The sequence below is a fragment of the Mycolicibacterium arcueilense genome, from assembly GCF_058536225.1.
Genome location: NZ_JBZTYL010000005.1, coordinates 255,881 through 275,485 on the forward strand (window position 1 = coordinate 255,881; position 19,605 = coordinate 275,485).

11 protein-coding genes are annotated in these 19,605 nt (G+C 68.8%); all 11 read left to right on the forward strand.

The window, feature by feature from the left end:
• Positions 1 to 344: 344 nt before the first annotated feature.
• Positions 345 to 716, forward strand: a complete 372-nt coding sequence (locus AC4LGL_RS02310) for a hypothetical protein (RefSeq protein WP_491837432.1) — start codon at positions 345 to 347, stop codon at positions 714 to 716.
• A 4-nt stretch (positions 717 to 720) separates the two neighbouring features.
• Complete coding sequence (locus tag AC4LGL_RS02315) at positions 721 to 3,579, forward strand: vWA domain-containing protein (protein ID WP_491837433.1); 2,859 nt, start codon at positions 721 to 723, stop codon at positions 3,577 to 3,579.
• A complete protein-coding gene (locus tag AC4LGL_RS02320) occupies positions 3,579 to 7,127 on the forward strand; it encodes a tubulin-like doman-containing protein (RefSeq protein ID WP_491837434.1) in 3,549 nt (1,182 codons plus the stop codon). Before AC4LGL_RS02315 ends, AC4LGL_RS02320 begins: the two co-directional genes overlap by 1 nt.
• A 2-nt stretch (positions 7,128 to 7,129) precedes the next feature.
• Positions 7,130 to 9,799 (forward strand): hypothetical protein, encoded by a 2,670-nt coding sequence (locus AC4LGL_RS02325; protein WP_491837435.1) that lies wholly within the window; start codon positions 7,130 to 7,132, stop codon positions 9,797 to 9,799.
• Between the two features lie 2 nt (positions 9,800 to 9,801).
• Complete coding sequence (locus AC4LGL_RS02330) at positions 9,802 to 11,883, forward strand: SaeA-related protein (protein WP_491837436.1); 2,082 nt, start codon at positions 9,802 to 9,804, stop codon at positions 11,881 to 11,883.
• Positions 11,880 to 14,366: a GAP1-N2 domain-containing protein gene (locus tag AC4LGL_RS02335; RefSeq protein WP_491837437.1), complete on the forward strand. Its 2,487-nt coding sequence runs from the start codon at positions 11,880 to 11,882 to the stop codon at positions 14,364 to 14,366. The genes AC4LGL_RS02330 and AC4LGL_RS02335 overlap by 4 nt, the downstream gene beginning before the upstream one ends.
• Positions 14,366 to 15,292 carry a hypothetical protein gene (locus AC4LGL_RS02340; protein ID WP_491837438.1) on the forward strand — a complete coding sequence of 309 codons (927 nt, stop codon included), beginning with the start codon at positions 14,366 to 14,368 and terminating at the stop codon, positions 15,290 to 15,292. The genes AC4LGL_RS02335 and AC4LGL_RS02340 overlap by 1 nt, the downstream gene beginning before the upstream one ends.
• Positions 15,289 to 16,443, forward strand: a complete 1,155-nt coding sequence (locus AC4LGL_RS02345) for a TRAFAC clade GTPase domain-containing protein (RefSeq protein WP_491837439.1) — start codon at positions 15,289 to 15,291, stop codon at positions 16,441 to 16,443. Before AC4LGL_RS02340 ends, AC4LGL_RS02345 begins: the two co-directional genes overlap by 4 nt.
• Positions 16,444 to 17,436: a sensor domain-containing protein gene (locus tag AC4LGL_RS02350; RefSeq protein ID WP_491837440.1), complete on the forward strand. Its 993-nt coding sequence runs from the start codon at positions 16,444 to 16,446 to the stop codon at positions 17,434 to 17,436.
• Between the two features lie 115 nt (positions 17,437 to 17,551).
• Entirely contained in the window at positions 17,552 to 18,454 is a 903-nt protein-coding gene (locus tag AC4LGL_RS02355) for a sensor domain-containing protein (protein WP_491837441.1), read from the forward strand.
• 181 nt (positions 18,455 to 18,635) lie between these two features.
• The gene (locus AC4LGL_RS02360; protein ID WP_491837442.1) at positions 18,636 to 19,535 is read left to right on the forward strand and encodes a sensor domain-containing protein; all 900 of its coding nucleotides are present in this window, start codon (positions 18,636 to 18,638) and stop codon (positions 19,533 to 19,535) included.
• Positions 19,536 to 19,605 lie beyond the last annotated feature (70 nt).

Sequence of the window (19,605 nt, forward strand, 5' to 3'; positions counted from 1 at the left end):
TCGCCGTGCAGCCTGCTTCGATAGCATCACGTGGTGCGGTTCGGGGGACTGGCTTCGTGTTCAGCGGTGGGCATCCCACGCTGCGCCGACCTGGCTCGACCGAGAACTGAAGACGGAAGGATTGGTGGCGTTTGAGCACCCCGAGTCCATTCGATTTCAGCGACTTCGGTCCCCCGGCCCGGACCGGACCCTCCGGCCCGCCCCCCGGCCCCGGCGGGCGTCCCGCACCAGGGCCGGGTGGGCCCTCGTCGGGTTTCGACCCGTGGGCCGGCGCACCTCAGTCCCAGCCTCAGCCTCAGCGAGCCTCGCACGAGGTCTTCGGGGGGCCGCCTGCCGGCCAGCCCATGGGAGCGCAGGACGCGTTCGGCCAGCCCATCACGGTCGGGCCGGGAGCGGCCGCGCTGCGGACCACCGGACCACCGTTGATCTGGTTTGCGGTGGCGCTCGCACTGGCCCTGGCCGGAGTGATCGCCGCGGTGATCGGCGCGGTCATGGGGCCGATGATCCTCACGGCGGTCGCGGGCTGGTTGTTGGCCGGACCGGTGGCCATCGGCGCGCTGGCGGTCTACACACGGGTCGACACCCGGCGCCGCACGGATGCCATCTACTCGGCGCCGAACTGGACCTCGACGCTGTACTGGGCGGTGCTGGCGGTGTGCCTGGTGGGTATCGCCGTAGGGGCCTGGCAGATCGCCCTGTGGGCGGGCAGGCTCTAGAGCGATGACGAGGGGATTGCACAGGGGATTTGTGCGCGTCGTCGCCACGATGGTGCTGGTCGTGTTGACCGGGCTGGCGACCGTGCTGGTCGGTTTGACCCTCCCGACCGCGTCGGCACAGGAATCGGCCGGCGGCGCCCAGCGCTTCGGTGCGTGTCTGGCCGCGCAGAAGACCGGTGACCTGTTGCTGTTGTTCGACGAGTCGAGCAGCTTGCAGCAAAGCGATCCACAGGGCGCGCGGGTGCAGGCCGCCCGCTACCTGCTGCAGACCCTGGGGCGCTATGTCGGACGGGTGGATGCGGACCTTGAGGTGGCGTCGGCCGGCTTCTCCGACACGTACACCCCGGAACACGACTGGACCCGCCTCACTGATGCCAACGCCGGTGAACTGGCGCAGCAACTGGGCAGCCTGGAGTCCAAGAACACCGGCATCGACACCGACTACTGGGTAGCTCTGGACGGGGCACGTCAGGCGTTGGCGGCCCGCGCGAAGAACACCGAGGGCGGTCAACGCTGCCAGGCGATCGCGTGGTTCTCCGACGGCAAGATCGACTTCACCGCACGCGAGGTGGCCAAGCCGTACGCCGACGGCGTCGATCTGAGCAGCCAGGACGGTGTCGATCAGGCCCGGCAGCGCGCGATCGACTCGATCTGCCGGTCCGGCGGCGTGGCCGATCAGGTGCGGTCGTCGGGGATCGTCATGCTCGGCATCGGCCTGGGTGCCACCACGGCGCCGGCGGACTTCGACGTGATGAGCGCGATCAGCACTGGGAAGGGTCTCGCGGGCAAGACCTGTGGGGACAAGACCGATCCGGTGCCGGGCGACTTCTATTCGGTCGCCGACATCGACGACATGCTGTTCGCATTCGACGCACTCAATCCGGACCCGGGTATCGAGAGCCAGGGCGCGGTGTGTCAGCTGCAGGTGTGCCCGGAGGCCAAGCACAACTTCGTGCTGGACCGCTCGATCAAGTCGGTGACCATCCTCGGCTCCGGCGACGTGCCCGGCGTGGTGCCCTATCTGGTGTCACCGTCGGGGCAGACCGTCGAGTTGCCACGCAAAGACGGCGCGACCGACATCGACGTCGCGGGCGTCAAGGTGACGTACGAGTGGCTGTCCGAGACCGGGCAGAACATCGTCATGCAGAACACCGGCGGCGGTGAGTGGATCGGCCAGTGGGGCATCGTCTACGTCGACACCGCCGGTAAGCACCCCGACGCGGTGTCGAAGGTCAGCATCCACATCTCCACCGACATCTTCCCTGCCCTGATCAGCAGTGACGGTAAGCAAGGGCCTGCAGTCACGTGGCACAGCGGCCAAACCCTGGACGGGGTGACCTTCGGCCTCGTCGACGGGCAGAACAAGCCTCTGACGCCCACCGACCTGGTTGGTTCGGCCACGCTGTCGGCACAGCTGGTGCCTGCGGGGGCCGCGCCCATCGACCTGCTCGCCAATGTCCCGAAGGAGGACATCGGCAAACCGGTGAAGGTCGATCTGAGCCAGGTCGAGCCCGGCCCGGCCACGTTGAAGATGTCATTGGTCGTCACCACCGCGCCGGCAGTGGACCTGACGGGTGTGCAGGTAGCGCCCGGTACCCAGTTGTCGCCGCAGAACGTCGACGTCAACCTGCAGATCCTGCCCAAGCTCGGCCTGCCGTCGCCGGGCGAGCGGATCGACTTCGGCAGCGTCCAGGCCGCAGAGGGAGCGACAGCGTCGCTGAACGTCACCGGCCCGGGTTGCGTATGGATCGCCGATTCCGACGCCGTCACGGTAGAAGCCGGCCCGGAGGGCATCGGTACACCGAAGGTGACTTCGGCGGCGAACTCGCCGGGCAACTGCCTGAAGCTGCAGGAGGGGCAGACCGGGAAGCTGGAAGTCACCCTGCGCACCGAGCAGGACGGGCACGGCGGCCTCAACGGCACGGTCCCGCTGCACGTCGCCGCGCTGGAAAACCCCGATGACTCGCAGACGGTCCAGGTGCCGTTCACCGCATCGTTGATCAAGCCGTTGAGCACCGTCAACTTCGTGCTGGTGCTCATCGCCGCGCTCCTGCTCGGCCCGGGCATCCCGCTGGGGTTGCTGTACCTGTCGAAGTGGTGGGTGAGCAAGATCCCCGACATCCCACTGTTGGCCGAACGGATCCGGGCCGAGGTGCGTTCGGACATCGCGCTGCGGGACGGCGAACCGTTCGCGATGGTCGACACCGATCTGGTCAACCCGGTACCCGGGCTGGCCGGCGGTACGCGTCGGCTCTCGGTGCTGGGAACGACGCTGACCGTGGTGTTGGGCCGCAGCCCGTTCGGCGCGGGCCACGTCAGCGTCGACGCCGGCCACCTGGTCACCACCGGTTCCGAATTGCCGGCCACCGATGCCACGGGCCTGCACGCGGTGCTGCCGCTGGCGGTGCACAACACCTGGGTGGTGCTGCACGATCCGCGTGGGCCGTCCACCGAGGCCGAAGTGTTGTTGCTGGTCAGCGGCAACACCGACATCGCGGCGCGGGAAAAGCTCTACGAAGAGGTGGCGCGCCGGCTGCCCGAGGTTCTCAACGGCCTTCGGTTGCGGGCCGTCCAGGCCGGGCTGGCGTCACCGCACGACGATGCCGGGCCGGGTGCGTCCCCGTTCGGTGACACCGCCGTGGGAGCGCCGGTCGGTTATGACCCGTTCGCCGATGGTGCACAACCGTCGGGACCGCCGCCGATGGGCCCGCCTCCGTCGGGACCCCCGCCGATGGGCCCGCCTCCGTCGGGACCGCCGCCGATGGGTCCCCCGCCGTCGGGGCCCGGTCCCGGTCGGCCCGGGCCGGCCCAACCACAGCGGTATGACAGCGATCCGTTCAATCCGTTTGGAGAAGGAGCCTGATGCGACGATTCCTGGTAGTGGGATGCGGCGGTTCGGGTGGCGCCACGTTGGCGTTCATGATGGACCAGCTTCGCTCCGAACTGCACGCCGCCGGCGTCGACAAGGTGCTGTCGGGTTGGCAGTTCGTGCACATCGACGTGCCCAGCGCTGCCGAATCGGGGCCCGAGGGTCTCGCCAACGTGCCCGCGCAGGGCGGCAGCTACATCGGTTGTGGCCCGCAGGGCAGCAGCTACGCGATCCTCGACGGCGCGCTGTCGCAGCGGCTGGCCGCCGACGGTGCGCTGGACGCCATCGCCACCTGGGCGCCGCGCAATCCGCAAGAGGTGACCAACCCGATCTCGGCAGGTGCGGGGCAGTACCGCGCCATCGGCCGGATGATCACGCTGAGCAAGGCCAGCGAGATCCATGCCCGGCTGCAGGCGGCCTGGGATGCCTTGTTCCGGGTCGAGACCATCTCGGAGATGTCGACGGTCAGCGTGCCCGGCATGGGCCGATTCGACCCCAACGAGCCGCCGCTGGTGCTCGTGGTGTCGTCGATGGCCGGCGGTGCGGGCGCGTCGATGGCGCTGGACATCTGCCGGCTGCTGACCCTGGTCACCGGCCTGGACCCGAAGCTGATGGGCGTCTTCATGGTGACCCCCGACATCTTCGAGTCGCTGCCGGAGAGCGCGCGGATCGGTGTCCGGGCCAACGCGCTGGCCATGCTGGGCGAGATCGTCGCCAGTCAGACCGGCGCGGCCCGCGAACACGACGTGCGCATCCTGCGCGCGTTGGGCCAGCATCACGGTGACGGCGAGCCGATCCCGTTCGCCCGCGTCTTCCCGGTGGGTCGCTACATCGGCGCCGACCGCACCCTGTTCGGCGACGGCTCCCAGTACGCCGTGTACCGCGGTCTGGCCCGCGGGCTGGCCGGCCTGATGATGAGCGGTAAGGCCAGCGACCAGTTCGTGTCCTACGACCTCGGCAACACCGCGTCGCCGACCGGCGACCGTGACGTGCTCGGCTGGGGTATCTCGTCGTGGGATGTGTTGCCGTGGGGCACCTATGGTTTCTCCAGCCTGAGCATGGGACGGGACCGCTACGCGGAGTACGCCGCGCAGCGCCTGGCCCGCAGCTGTGCCGACAAGCTGTCGTTCGGGCACCTGCAGGCCGGCAATCCGGCGTCCAGCAATGAACAGCTGGACACGTTGCTGAGCAGCCAGTGGCAGGCGCACTGCAACGAGCTGCGGATGCCGGCCGCGGCCGGCGACGAGCAGGCACGCGTCGGCATCCTGGGCAACTGGATCGCCAACGGCGCCTTCCCGCCCGAGGCGGTGTCCTCCACCGTCAACGGGCTGATCGAGCGGCAACTACGCGGCTACCTGCCCAACCCCCAGGGCATGTCCGCCGAGCAGTGGGTGCCGGTGTTCCGTCAGGCCGTGATGAACCGCCGCGCCGACCTGGCCCGGGCCTGCTCCGAGACCGCGTACGCGATGGTGTTCTCCTGGCATCGGGAGTTCGCCGACCAGGTCGAGCAGATGGTCGGTACCGCGGCCGCTTCGCTCGGCCTGCCCTATGCCCGCGAGCTGATCGACCGGCTACGCCTGCACCTCGACAGCGTCCTGGCGCCCGGCATCGCGCAACTCGGCGCCATGGGCCCGCCCGATATCGTCGCGATCCCTCCGCAGGTCGACGCCGCCCTGCGGTCCCTGCGAGGCGTGATGACCAACGCCGACCAGGTGCTGGGCATCGCACTGGACGGTTTCCGGTCGACGGTGCGCCGCCAGCTCTATGCCGACGCCGCGGCCCGGATGGCCGATGTGCTGCGGGTGATGGGCGCCGAATTGCTGGCGCCGCTGCGCGATGCGCTGGGCGAGGCGATGATCCTGCTGGAGAAGGCCCGGTCCGAGCCGCCGTCAGACGTCGGCCTGGCCCGCCTGTCCACCGACCAGTACGTGGCATGGCCGTCCGACGCCGACGAGCTGGTGCCCTCACGGTTCGCCGAAGCCAACAACGAGGTGCTGCTGATCAGCTCCTCGGCGTTCAAGCAGCGCTACGAAACCGACCTGCCCAAAGCGGTGGGCGGTTCGAACGCGATGATCCCGCTGCGCACCGCCGTCGACGACGCCACCACCCGGGTGATCCTCGGCCTGTGGCAGACCACCGGCGGCACGGCAGCGCCCGGCGGGCTCGTCGAGCGCACCGCGACGTGGGTGACCCGGGCGCTGGGCACCGATCCGGAGAACGGGCGGCCGCGAGTGCCGTCGATGGCGCAGTTCGACGTGCACACCCGGCCCGCCGAACTGCTGGCGCGGGCCCGGCTCTACGTGGGACGGCCCGGCGAGTCGTTCGAGGAGTTCTGCAAGGTCTCGTTGCGGGACTACGTGCAGGGCGCGGGCGCCTCGGAATCGGAGCTGGTCAACCGGCGTCGTGACATCGACACCAAGTTCGCCGAGGCCCTGTCGCTGGCCCGGCCGCTGGCCAGTGTCAACGATCAGGCGTTGCAGCGGGTGCACCCCGGCCAGCAGGTCGAGTACCGGTACAAATTCTCCGAGATCCCGTTCGCGGGCCAGCCCGTGGCCGACACGTTGGCCGAGGTGCTGCGCGCCAACCCGCGCATCGACCAGGCCACCAAGGACAACTACGGCCGGTCGCTGTCCGACGAGGACAGCGTCACCCGCATCGACATCTTCGGGTCCTACCCGAACTACTCACCGCTGGTGTTCGATTCGGTGCTCAAGCCGGCCGCGCAGCAGTGGGCGCAGACCGCCGGTCCGGGCCGGGGGGCGTTCTGGCGGTACCGCCGTTCGCGGCCGTTGTCGGCGTCACTGCCGATGACCGACGCCGAACGGCGCACCATGACCGCGGGTTGGTTCCTCGGTCAGATGCTCGGACGGATCCAGATCCCGGCGTCGCCGTTCACCGATCCGGTGCGCATCTACGACGGGGACGACAACCAGTGGCTGGGCTTCCCGAATCCGCTGCTGACCCCTCCGTCGGCGTTCACCGCGTCCTACGACTGGCTGCCCGCGGTGCTGGAGTCGAGCCTGCTGGCCATCGCCACCTCCCATGAGCCGCCGGTGATGCGGTCGCTGCGGCCGTACACGGTGCTGCGTGCGCTCTATGACTCGCACAGCCAGGACCCGGCCAGCGGCATCGTCGAGCTGTCGGCGGCGGCACTGGTGCGGGAGTTCCTCAAGACCGGAACCTCCGGTCCGGGGATCACTTCCCGGGTCGGGCCGATCGCGGCCGCGCAGACCGCAGAGGAGAGGCAGGCGGCCGCCGAAACGTGGTTGGGCAACGTCCGTGACGTCGCGGCCCAGTACCTGCCGGCCGACACCCCCGGGGCCACCCCCGATGGTGCGTTCACGACCGTCGCCACCCGGTCCAAGGCCGCCAAGACGCCGATCTTCCGTGACGTGGCGCCCGATGTGTTCTGGGCGACCGAGGCGCTGATCAAGCTGTTGCAGCGCGAGGGTGCGGCGTTGGCTCAGGGTGAGACGGCCGGTGCGGGCGCGTTCTTCGATGACGGCGGCTCGGTCGTCATCCCCGATGGCGGGACGTTCTGACGATGGCGCTTCCCGGGACAACTCCGACCGCCGCGCCGCAGCGGGCGTTGACGGTGCTGCTGGCGCCCCGCCCACAGACCGAGGAGATCCTGTCCGTCCTGGTGGATTACTCCGCGGTCGGTCTGATCGGGTCGTTCGTGTGGGTCGACGCCGCCGAAGTCGGCGACAGCTCGACGCACGGAACGCTGGTTCGCGACGGACAGTGCGAGCCGGTGGTGCTGCAGCAGATGCTGACCGGTGAACGCTATGACCGGATCCGGATCGCGGTGCTCGTCCCGGTCGACGTCTCGCCGACCGATCGGGTCCCGCTGGCGGTCGAGCAGGCAGTGGAGCAAACCGTCCGCAGCAGTTCGATGGGTGCGCCGATCAACCTGCTGCGGCTGTTGTTCACCCGCGGTGACGCGGTCCCCACCACTCCCGATCTGGCGCTGGTGCTCGAGGGCTGGCACAACCTGTTGATCGCGCCGGAAGATTCGGCGGCGCCCGGTCTGGGTGCGGTGGCCTGGGGCCGGCTCACCGATCCGTTGGATGTGGCGCAGTTCGCCGCTCCGGTGGTGGCCGGCGTGACGGGGTTGTGGGCCGGGGTGGACCAGGGTCCCTTCGACACGTTGGAAATCCTGCCGGGGCAGACGGTACGCGCGGTGCGGGCGTTCTATCGGTGGCTCGATACCGACGGCGTGGAGGAAGGGCTTCGGGCGCACCTGTTCGACCCGACGGGCCGGCTGCCGCTGCCCCGCGGTGGGCAGGTGCCGGTGGTCTACGTCGAGGATGTCCCGACCGCCGCCCAGTCGATGGCGCGCGCGTTGTGGACGAAACACCGGGACGTGCTGCGCGGTCCGAGGATCGCGGCGACCGCAGGCCCGGAGCAGGCCATCTCGATCTGGGCCGCGATGAAGATGTTCCTCAAGTTCATGGGTGCGGCTGTCCGCAGCGCACCCGCGGCGTGGTGGTCGGCAGTGATGGGGACCGTCACCTCGGCGGTGGTCACCACGGTGCAGAGCACCGTCTTCGGCCGCACCGACTCGGCGTTCGCCGTGGTCGCCGACACCACCCAGTCCGACTGGCAGGACCTGGGCCGCAGCGCGGAAACCCTGAGTAACGCCCTGGGCGGGCAGCCGGAACATTTCGCCCAGCAGGACATGAGCGGGTTGTGGACCGACTTCGTCAACGGCGCACTGACTTTGGCCGACGGAGGCCGGCGCGCCGGCGGGCTGGAGCCCGTCCAGGTCGGCGCGGCCATCGGGGTGGTCTACAACGCCGCCGACGTGGTGCCGAGTGCGTCCGAGCGCTTCCAGGGCATTCCGACGTCGCTGGCGGCGGTGATCGGCGTCAGCTCGGTCGAGGGCGCCGATGTGCTCGGTGCGGCCAACCTGCGGGATCGGCTGCAGCGCGCGTACTCCGACCCGGCGGCCGGCGTAGAGGCCCGCAACACCGGGACCGAGCTCGATCGCTGGCAGGCGTCCGTCACGAAAAGCTATGCCTGGCAGGTCAGCTCGATCCTGGCCGATTTCATGCACCGGGGCCGCGCCGAGGTGGCGGATCTGGTGTCCCAGATTCAGACGCTGGCGAACCGCGGTGCGGTCGACGAGCGGCTGAAGGCACGGCAGCAGGCCATCAGCACCATCCTCAAGACGTTCACCTGGGCGCTGCTGGCCGTGCTGGTGATCCTGATCGGTGTGGCCGCCTTGGACTGGGTGCGGTGGAAGTTCGCCCTGTCCACCGGCGGAGCCCTGATCGGCCTGTACATCATCGTGTCGATGGCATTGTTCCTGCTCGGTCAGCGAGACCTGTTCGCCGAGATGAACATGCGCAAATCGCAGGCCGCCGAACTGGACGCGTTGCAGGCGAACTTACGTACCGCAGTGCAGGACGTGGGCCGGTTGTCGACGGCCTACGGCCAGCTGCTGGCCTGGTGCAGGACCCTGGGCACCGTGCTGCGGGCACCCTTCGGTGCGGCACCGCCGGCACGTCCGCCGGTCGGTCAACTCGTCGCAGGGCTGCCGCGGTCCACCCAGGTCGGGGTGGCGATGGCGTCGACGGAGCAGGCCGACAACGCCATTCACGGCATCCAGAGCCGGCTCTATGCCCTGGGTTGGCTGAGCAAACCGTGGGAGGACATGGTCGGCGAGGCGGCCGCGCGGTTGCGTGAGGAGCCGACGGCGTTGTTCAAGCAGCCCGGTGTGGGCTCGTCCTCGGGGCTCGACCAATGGTCTCAGGCGGTGATCGGCGGCCGGGTGAAACCCACCGGTGCCGACGCGCTGTGGGCCCGGGTGGAGCACATGTTCAACGAGGACAGCGGGACCGGGGTCAGCGACACGCTGACCCGAAACGTCCTGGTGCCCACCATCGGTCGGCAGGTGCCCGCCCAGCAGTTCAGCGCCGGAATCACCGATCACCGACCCGGCCATGCCGCCCCGTTCGACGCGTCGCTGTTCACCCATGCCGCCGTGACGGCGGGCCGTTCGGCGGTCGCCGTGGACAAGGTGACCGTCAACCGTCGGGGGCTGGGCTACCGGGCGGTCGTGGTGCAGGCCAGCGACGGTCTGCCGCCGTATGACTTCGCGTTGTTCGAGACTCCGGTGGCGGTCACGCCCGGGTTCGAGGACGAGCCGACAACGATGATCAGCCGGGCCGACCTTGGTGTGCCGCCCGGGGAGGACATGGTGTTCTAGCGATGAATGATCCACGTCCCGCCCCCGACAACGAGGACGATCCGCGGTTGGCGCCGCTGCTGGCCTGGCGTCAGCAGTTGCTCGACTCCGGGGTCGTGGCTGCCCGCAGCTTCAAGGAAGCCCACGTGCGCCTGGTGTTGCGGTCGGGTTGCACCGACGTCGAACGGATCCGGGCGATGCTGCCGGGCTCGGTGGCCGAGCATGCCGAGGACATGGCCCGGGTGCTGGCCGAGTTGGGCGACGCAGGACCTGGGCCCGACGCCCCCTCGGGGCGGCACCGCTCCGGCGAATCCGTCACCGAGTCCGTGACCGAAACCGTCGAGACGCCGGGCCCGCCGGTCTCTCCTGCGCCGGCTCTGCCGGCCGAAGCGGCGCCGCCGCCGCCTGCGCCGGCCGAAACACCGTTGAGCGCAGCCGATTTCGCGCCGTTCGCGTTCGGTGCCCAGCAGCCGCCGAGTCACAACATCGCGCTGCGGCGACGCCCGGACGGTGCCACGCTGGACCTGAGCTGGCCGCCGTACGAGTCGGCTGAACCGGTGGTGCTCTACCGCCTGGTCAGCGCCGAGGGTGACGCGCCGTACGCGCCGGACCGGGCTGACCTGGTGGCCGCCACCGCAAACTCGTACGCCGAGGACGCCCGGCCCGCCACATCTGCGGCCCGGCACTTCCAGGTGTGGGTGAACGTCGGGTCGTCGCGTGCCGACGCGCTCGCTGCCCAACCGGTGCTGTACGCCGCCGGGGTGCTGGTCAGCCCGCTCACCGCGTTCGACATCCGGGAGGATTCCGGACGGGTCATCGGACAGTGGGCGGTGCCGACCGGGGTGAGCGCGGTGTTCGTCTACCGCATCCCGGCCGAGGACGCCGGCCGCGACGGCCCTCAGTACCGGATCCTGGCCGACAGCGCCAACCTTTCCGGGTTCATCGACACCGACACCGTTCGCGGGCAGCGCTATCTGTACCGGGCCCGGTGCGCGGCCACCGTGGACGGCGTGCTGCGACTGTCCGAGGCGGTCGAGGCTGATGTCGCGGTGTCTGCGGTGTTGGAGCCGGTCACCGACCTGGCGGTGGTGGCCGGTGGTGACGGCTCGGTGTTCGACCTGACCTGGACGCCTCCGCCCGCCGGGCGCGTGGTGATCTACCGCAGCGAGAACGGGCCCAACGCCGGCGCCGATTCCGCCGAACTGGCCGAGGACGCCCTCGAACAGGTAGGACTCACGCCCGAGTTGCAGCTGACCCAGCCGGTGGTCACGCGGCACACACCGGACGGCAGGCCGGAGTCGGTGTTGGTCGCGGTGTCGTGGCCGGCCGATTGGAGCCGTGCCTACCTGACTCCGGTGACGCTGCTCGGCGGGCGCGCCCTGTTGGGCAAGACCTTGTCGTCGGTGCGAACCGGCACGATCACCGACATCGAACTGGCCGAGTACTGCAACAAGCAGGTGCTGACGTTCGACTGGCCGGACGGCGCCGCCGGCGTCGTGATGTACCTGGCCCCGAAGGGACACGATCCGCGTGACGGGCTCACCGGCAAGTCGTTCGAGATCTCGCTGCAGGAGTACGAGAAATACGGCGGCATGCAGTTGACCGGGCAACTCCCCGTGGGCGGCTGCTCGCTGCACCTGGCACCGGTGGCGTTCTCCGGCGGACGGCGCGTCACCGGCACGGTCACCAGCACCGAGTACGCCGGGCTACTACGGCTGCAGTACGCCGTGCAGGTTGCCCGTGACCCCAACGGTTTTCCGGTTTCCGCCACGATCGCGATGCGCTCCGAACACGACCTGCCGGGGTCTCCGGCTTTCGTGTTGGTCAACAATCCACAGCGAATTCCGCTCGGCGTGCATGACGGTCAGGCCGTCGATGTGGCGCCGCTCACCGAGCAGGGCCAGATCGGCGACCGGCCGTCGAAGGAGTTGCGTTGGACGGCCCTCACCACGACCGGCACGGGCGAGCTGTGGGCCGCTGATGTGCGTGGCTTGCAAGGATGGATCAGGTTGTTCGTGAACACCCCCACACCCGCGCGGCTCCGGGTCATCGCCCTGCTCGACCCGCCGGTGGAGACCCTGCGACTCACCCCGCCGGCGCGATGACCGCACGCTACGGCCAGTTGGCCTACACGTCGTTCGACAAGGTCGGGTCCGCCGGCGGCTGGCAGGTCAAAGAGTCCACCGGCGGGTTGACCGCCGATGAGACACAGCAGTTGATCGCCGGTGTGCGCACGGTGTTCCATCCGGTGGAGCCGTTGCCCGCCTACCCGACACCAGAACAGTTGGAGGGCGGCCCGCGCCGGTTGGCCTACTGCCCGCTCGACAGTGGTGCGGCTGGTTACTGGCATTCGATTCCGGCCGGGTCCGACAGCACCGGGCGGCCGGGCAACGTGTTCGCCCACGTGGTGCTGGACCGGCAGCCCGATGCCGCGCGCCGGCCGATCGAATGGTGGCGGTCGGCCGAATGGCTGCGGCCGTACGGGCCTGTGGCGGTTTCCCGCGCGGCCCTGCCGCCGCGCGCCCCGGAGCCGGGTGCGGTGGTGACGAAGGACAGCGTGATCGCGTTCGCGCTCGATCCCGCCACGTGGCGCCTGACCACCTTGTTCGGGCTGCTGGATGCTGTCGTCGCCGCGCTCGCCGGTGGTCCGTCGGTGGTGTTCGGGGCTGAATCACCCGAATCGGCCGCGCAGTGGATCGGGTTGGTCAGCTTCCTGATGTCGTCCGGGACCGCAGCGGACTTAGGTTTCTCGACCTTCGACCGCGCCGATCAGCTGGCCTTGGCGCTGCAGAGCGGCCAGCACCTGACGGCAGTGCCGATCGGGGACCTGGGCGCGGTTCCGCCGGGAGTCGTCGGTATCGGGGAGACGGAGCTGATCTCGCTCGGCGAACTGGGCGGGGAGCCCCACCGCACCGCGGCCGGGCAGGCCATCGAGGTCACCGCGTGGTCGGCCATGGCGCAGGTCGTGTTGCTGGATCCGGTGTCGGCGCGCGCCGTGCTCGACGACATCGACCGGTTCGCCGCGGAGGTGTCCGATGCCGGATTGCATCCGGCGTGGCCGATGGCGATGGCGGTGACGGCCAACGCGGAGTTCGCCGACGCGATCGACGAGGCGCACGAGGTCATCACCACGTACTCGCCGCCGGGGGTGCCGGCGGGATCTGCCGCAGCCCAGACCATTGCAGGTGTTCTGGGTGAGGTGGTGGGCACCACCACCGCCGAGGCCTGGCAGGCGGTGCAGAACCTGCCCCACGGCGCAGCCGCCGACTTCGCCGATGTCAGCTATCTGTGCCGGGCGCTCGGTGACGACGCCTGGCTGGCGCAGCGAGGTCTGATTCCGCTGGGGCCGAGGGGTTTTCACGGAAAGGCGACGCCGGTCGAGGTGCAGGCGGCGATCGGACCGGCGCTCCAGCGGGCCCGCGACACCGGACCCGAGCGGGTGCTGAAAGTGGTTGACCTGCTGCTGCGGGCCGGCGTGCGGGACGACCGGCTGGTGGCGGCGTTGCGTGGTGACGTGGTGGCGCAGCTCGATGATCCGTCACGCGCCGCCGAGCTGGCCCGACGCCTCGGCGCCGAGGGCAGGCTGACATTGGCCGCGGCGCTGCTCCGCACTTCAGGCGGCGACGTGGCGGCCGGGGCCATCGGCGACGGCCTGCTGGACTGGCTGGTCGACGGGGTCGACTTTCCCACCGCCGCAGAGCTTTCCCGGGCGCAGCCGTGGGATTCCGGCTGGACCCGGGCGGCGGTGCGCGGAGTACGCGCGGTGCGGCGTGGCCCGTCCGTCCCGGGCGATCGCGTGGCCGAGCTCTGGTGGCTGGGTGTATCCGGCTCGCCCCGGTTCGTCCAGGTGGCGGGCGACACCGTCTGGGACCCGGCCGATCTACTGGCCGTCGTGGGTGACGGCGCACTGCCCGGCGCCGCAGCGGTCCGCACACTGCTGGGTGCCCCCGATTCTTCCGAGCTGGATCGGTTGGCCGCCAAGGTGATCGACGGCAATGACGACAGTGCTGCCGTCGCGCATGCCGCGGTCCGGCACATCACGCCTCAGCAGTGGATGCAGCAGCGCTATGTGGATACCCATCAGCGGGCCTACCTCCCGTTCTGGGAGCAGGCACTGACCTCGGCCCGGCCGGGCGAGGTTCACCGTGATTTCCTGGCCGGTCTGCTGACCTTCGCGGTGTTGGGAACCATTGCCGGCCAGCCCTTCCCGGACAGCTGCCATACGCTGGCTGCCGATCCGGAACTCGCCGCCGACGCGGTACACCGGGTGCTCCCGCTGGTGGACGGATACGAGATCGCGCCACACGTGGTGCTGGCCGTCAGCCTGCTGCACACCGTGGCGGCCGAGGACACCGAGATTCCGGTCAGCGGCGTCGAGGCAGTGCTGGCGCAACTGGCCGAGCAGGTGGCAGCACCGCTGCAGAATGACGACCACGAGGTCGAAGGGGTGGCCGCGCTGATGGCGCAGATGTCCGGAGACTTGTCCGACGGCGAGCTGCGCCGATACCGAAAAATGGTGAGCAGGCTGTTGACGCGCCGCGCTGATGCACAACCGTCGCTGGCAGCCCGACTGCGGGGGAGCCGCTGATGCCGATCTATGTAGTGGGTGCGCGCAACCAGCGTGTCCAGATTCCGAATCAGGCACTGACAGTGTCGATTACCGGCGCGGTCGGAGGTGCCGCACTGGAAGTGCAGGGTGGGCCTGACCAGCCGGTGGTGCGTTCGACAGCACACCAGGCGGTGCTGCCGAGCCTGACCGGACCGGTCACGATCGTGGTGCGCCCGGTCGGCGCGGACCGGTTCAATTCCGGCACGCTCATCCACCTGGCGATCGCTCACGACAACCCCGGTGATGTCGACCCGGTGCAGGTGATGTTCGATCCCGTCGACGTCGGCGGCGACACCGTCGTCACCTTCGCCGCACTCACCCCGAACGGCACCCAGATCGAGGTGGCCGTCAGCGCGGTAGCCGATACGCCCATGGGCCCGTTGGCATCCGCCGCCCGGACGTCTGCGCGCAAGGTGACCGGCCGTGGCCCGGGGAACTCCGGCGGCTCGGTGGTGCTGGCGCTCGACACGTCGGCGTCGATGCGGCGATGGTTCGCCGACGGCAGTACGTTCGCGGCGGCCGACATCGTGGTCGGGGTGGCCGATGCGCTCGGAGTGCGAGACGTATCGGCGGTGTTGGTCGGCGCCGAGGTCACCCCGGTACCGGCCGGCGACGCCGCCGCCCTGGTGGAGGCGCTGCGCCAGGCCGAACCCCGGTGGTCGGCGGGCGCCAGGTGGTCGCGGTTGCCGGCCGGACCGGCGCGCACCGTCATCTGCTCCGACTTTCCCACTCTGGCTGTGCGGCAGCAGTTTCCGGTGCTGGCACTGTCCAACGACCGGCGCCTCGACGCGGATGGTGCGCGGTTGCCGTCGCCCCGTCCGGGCAACGAGGCCGGGGCTGAGCTGCTGGCACATCCGCCGGTGCTGGACCGGGTCACGGCGGCGTTGGTGCGGGCGCTGACGTGACGAAGTGCCCGCGCTGCTTCTCGGTGCTGAATCCCAATCATTTCCTGTGGACGTTGATTCCGCAGCCGGGCGCACCTCGCTACCGTGACGACGTGGCGACGGCCTTTCTCGGCGCGCCTGCCGAGTGCGGTCCGCTCTACACCTGGACCAATCCCGGCCACGGCGGTCCGCCACCGACGACGGCGGACGCCAGCCGTGCACTGCAGGGGCCGGCGGTCGAGATCTGCACGGTGTGCCACTACACGCTGCCCGAGGGATGGCGGCACGGGCATGCGATCTGCATCGCGATGGCAGGCGCCCGCGCCACCGGCAAGAGCCTCTATATCGCCGTTCTGGTCAAGCAACTGGAGCTGTTGTGCGAACGGCTCGGGGTGTCAATGGAACCCGTCACCCGAGCCACCGCGCAGGCCTACGAGGCGAATTACGAGACCCCGCTCTTCGTGCAGCGCGGGCTGATCCCTCCGACGCCGACGATGCACACCCAGGCATCGAGTCAGCGGGAGCCGCTGGTGTTCTCCATCGGCGGCTGGCACGGGATTCGGCGGTTCCTGGTGCTGCGCGATGTGGCCGGGGAGGACATGGAATCCGGCGACCTGCATACGCCGCCGTTCCGGTTCTTCGCCAACGCCGACGCCGTGTTCTTCATGTTCGATCCCCTGCGGGTCCAGACGATCCGTGACCAGTTGCGAGACCTGTTGCCGGCCCAGCAGTTCAGCGGCGGTGATCCCCGGTCGGTGCTGAACAACCTGTTGATGGCGGTGGGGCAGGGACAGCCGAAGCTCGCGGTGATCCTGTCGAAGTTCGATGCGCTGCGGACATTGCGGAATGTCGAGGGCTCCGAGTGGAGCATGATCATGTCCAACACCGGCGCGGCGTATCTTCGCGATACCTCCGACGCGCCGCGCTATGACGAACTCGGCGGGCAACTGCTGCATGAAGAGGTGCGCAGCCTGCTGACCCGGCTGCATGGCGGCGCGATCGTGGCCGCGGTGGAGAATCCATCGACCGGAATAGTGTTGCCGCACCGCTATTTCGTCGTGTCCGCGCTTGGGCAGCCGCCCAGCGGCAACAAGCTGCATTCCCGGGGGATCGCCCCGTTCCGGTGCGCCGACCCGATCCGGTGGGTCACCTCGAGCTTCGGGGTGTTGTAGGTGACCACTCAAGATCCGTTCGGGGGCAACCCGTTCGGACAATATCCGACGGGGCAGCCGCCATATGGTGGGCCGCCGACGGTTCCGGGTCCACCGCAACCGCCGGGGCCGCCGCCGAATGACGAGGTGAACTCGTTGGCGACGTTGTCGGTGGTGTTCGCGTTCTTGTTCGCGCCGGCGGGCGCGGTGTTGGGGCATCTGGGCCTGTCGCAGATCAAACGCACCGGGCAGCGGGGCCGCGACCGGGCACTGGTGGGGTTGGCGCTGTCCTACGCGGTCATCGTGCTGGTTGTGGTGGCGCTGGTCGTGTGGGCCGTCATCAGTGCCAAAAGTGTCGATTCGAAACCGGTTACGTCGCAGATGAGTTCACCGTCCGTGTCGCCCACGAGCACCAGTTCGCTGCCGGCGGAGCCCACCGTGACGGCCAAAGACCTACCCAGCCTGGTGCCCAACCTGGCTGAGATGCGGGACATTCTGAACGACGACACCGTGACCAACTCACAAACCCAGACCCGGGTCCAGGACCAGCCGCCTGAGATATTCACGTTCGACCCGGCCGAGTGCGCGGCCTCGTTCATGGGTCTGTTGCCCCAGGGGTATGCGGGTAGTGACTACCGCGAGGCATACGCGACCACCCATGTGGGCGCCGACAACGTCGTCACGGCCGAGGGCGTTGTCAGGTTCCCCGATGCAGCCGCAGCCGAGCAGGCGCTGGCGGGTTATCAGGATGTCTGGCGCCGGTGTACGGGGCGGGTGCTGAAAGTGACCTCGGGATCGACGGGTAGAGCAATGGAGTTCAATCTCGGTGCACCCGAGAACGATGGCGGTGTCACTTCGCTGGTCAGCGTCAGCCCGGGTACCCCGGAAGTGGTGATGAGCCGCGCGATTGCGGTCAAGGCGAACGTGTTGGTGGATGCCCAGGTCTGGGCGCAGCGGCACGGGCGTGAGCACGTCATCATCGCCAATCACATTCTCGACAAGATTCCGGGTTGATATGACACAAGGTGGTTTCGGGGGTCCACAGGATCCCTTCGGTGGTTCTCCGTTTGGCAGTATGCCTTTCGGGCAGTATCAATCGGGGCAGCAGCCGCCGTATGCGGGGCCGCCGATGGCTCCAGGGTCACCGCCTCCACAGCCACCGCATGATGAGGCCAATACGTTGGCGACGTTGTCGGTGGTGTTCGCGTTCGTGTTCGCGCCTGCGGGCGCGGTGTTGGGGCATCTGGGTCTGTCCCAGATCAAGCGCACCGGGCAGCGGGGCCGGGATCGTGCCCTTGTGGGGTTGAGTCTGTCGTACGCGTTGATCGTGGTTGCCGTTGCGGCGCTGGTGATCTGGGCGGTGATCCCGAGTTCTTCGACTACCACGACCGCCGAGACAGGAACCAGGACCACGGCTCCCGTCACGACGACGACAACGACTACCACCCCAGCGCCACCGCCGCTCGTCACCGAGGCTCAGTTGGCGGGCTTGCTCCCGAGTCCGGCCGAGATGCAGGAGATCACGAAGAACCCGGAGTTGGTCGCCGAGGAGAAGAACATGGATGTCGGCCTGCCTGCCACCCATACGTACAGTCCGGTCGAATGCGCCAGTTCATTCAGCATGTTCACACCACTGCCGTTCGAGAACAGCGGTTACGTCAAGACCGCGGGAGTCGCACAGTTCGACGGCGTAGATATGGAGGCGTACGAAGGCGTGGCGATGTTCGCTGATGGCGCGGCGGCGCAACGCGCGCTCGCCCACTACGTCGAACTGTGGCGTGGGTGCGCCGGCAAGGCCTTGAAGTGGACGATCGAAGACGGCCGTTCCACGAACTTCGTGCTGGGTGGCCCAGAGGACAAGAAAGACGGAATCATCACCTTGCGGAGCAGCAATCAGGGCTCGGAAGTGTGGATGCTGCGTGCGATCGGCGTCAAGGCCAACGTTCTCGTGGATTTGCACATCATGGGGCTAGGACTGACCGACGAGGCGGTCACCGTGGTCAAACGAATCTTCGACAGAATTCCGGGTTGATATGACGCAGGGTGGTTTTGGGGGTCCGCAGGATCCGTTCGGCGGTTCGCCTTTTGGTGACACCCCGTTTGGGCAGTATCCGTCGGGTCAGCAGTTCTCGTCGGGCCAGCCGCCGTATCTGGCGCCGCCGGTCGTCCCGGCAGGTCCGCCGCCATCGCCGCCAAATGATGAGGCGAATACGTTGGCGACGCTGTCGGTGGTGTTCGCGTTCCTGTTCGCGCCGGTGGGTGCGGTGCTGGGCCATCTGGGTCTGTCGCAGATCAAGCGGACCGGCCAGCGGGGGCGTGACCGTGCCCTGGTCGGGTTGAGCCTGTCGTACACGTTGATTGTGGTGGCCGTTGCGGCGCTGGTGATCTGGGCGGTGATCCCGAGTTCTTCGAGCGCTACGGCGACGGAGGCGAAGTCAACTGCGCCGACGGCGACACCCAGTCCCGTGACCACGACAACGACCACGACAACGACGCCGGAGCCCCCGCCGCTGCCCCTGGTCACCGAAGCGCAGCTGCCCGGCTTGCTGCTCAATCTCGACGATTCCATCCGGCTCGTCGGTTTGAACGACGGATACAGCACGTTCGACTTGACCGCATTGAGAACTGCTGCCGAATCGATATCCGCACCACCGCAATGTTTCCCGGTCATAGCCTCCGGAAGTCCCGATATTTTCGCGAACAGCGGTTACACCGCGACACACGATCGATCTTTCGGCAGCGTGGATGTGAAGACGATGTTGATACGGGGCATCCTCGATGAACGAGCGACGCTGTACGCCGATGCGTCCGCGGCGAGTCGACAGGTCGACGCGATCGAGAAGGTGTGGCAGGGATGTCGCGGAACTGTCACGCACACAACGCCGGCCGGGCCGGTCGTCTACGACGTCGGTACGGTGACCCGTTCGGCGACCAACTCGTCGATCGTGCTGGTGAGCAGCGCGGTGATGGAAGGGCAGCTGGTAGGTCAGCACGCTGCGCGTGCTGTGGTGGCCAAGTCGAACGTCGTGATCGACGTGGTGTTCATGAGCCCGGACCCGGGCGGCCGCGCGGAAGCGGTCACCGCTGAGATCCTCTCGCGGATACCGGGATAACCGGTCCTAGGCCGGGTCTGGCAAATCGGGCAGCCCCACGACGGCGGCCATGTGTGGGTTCGCCGGTTGG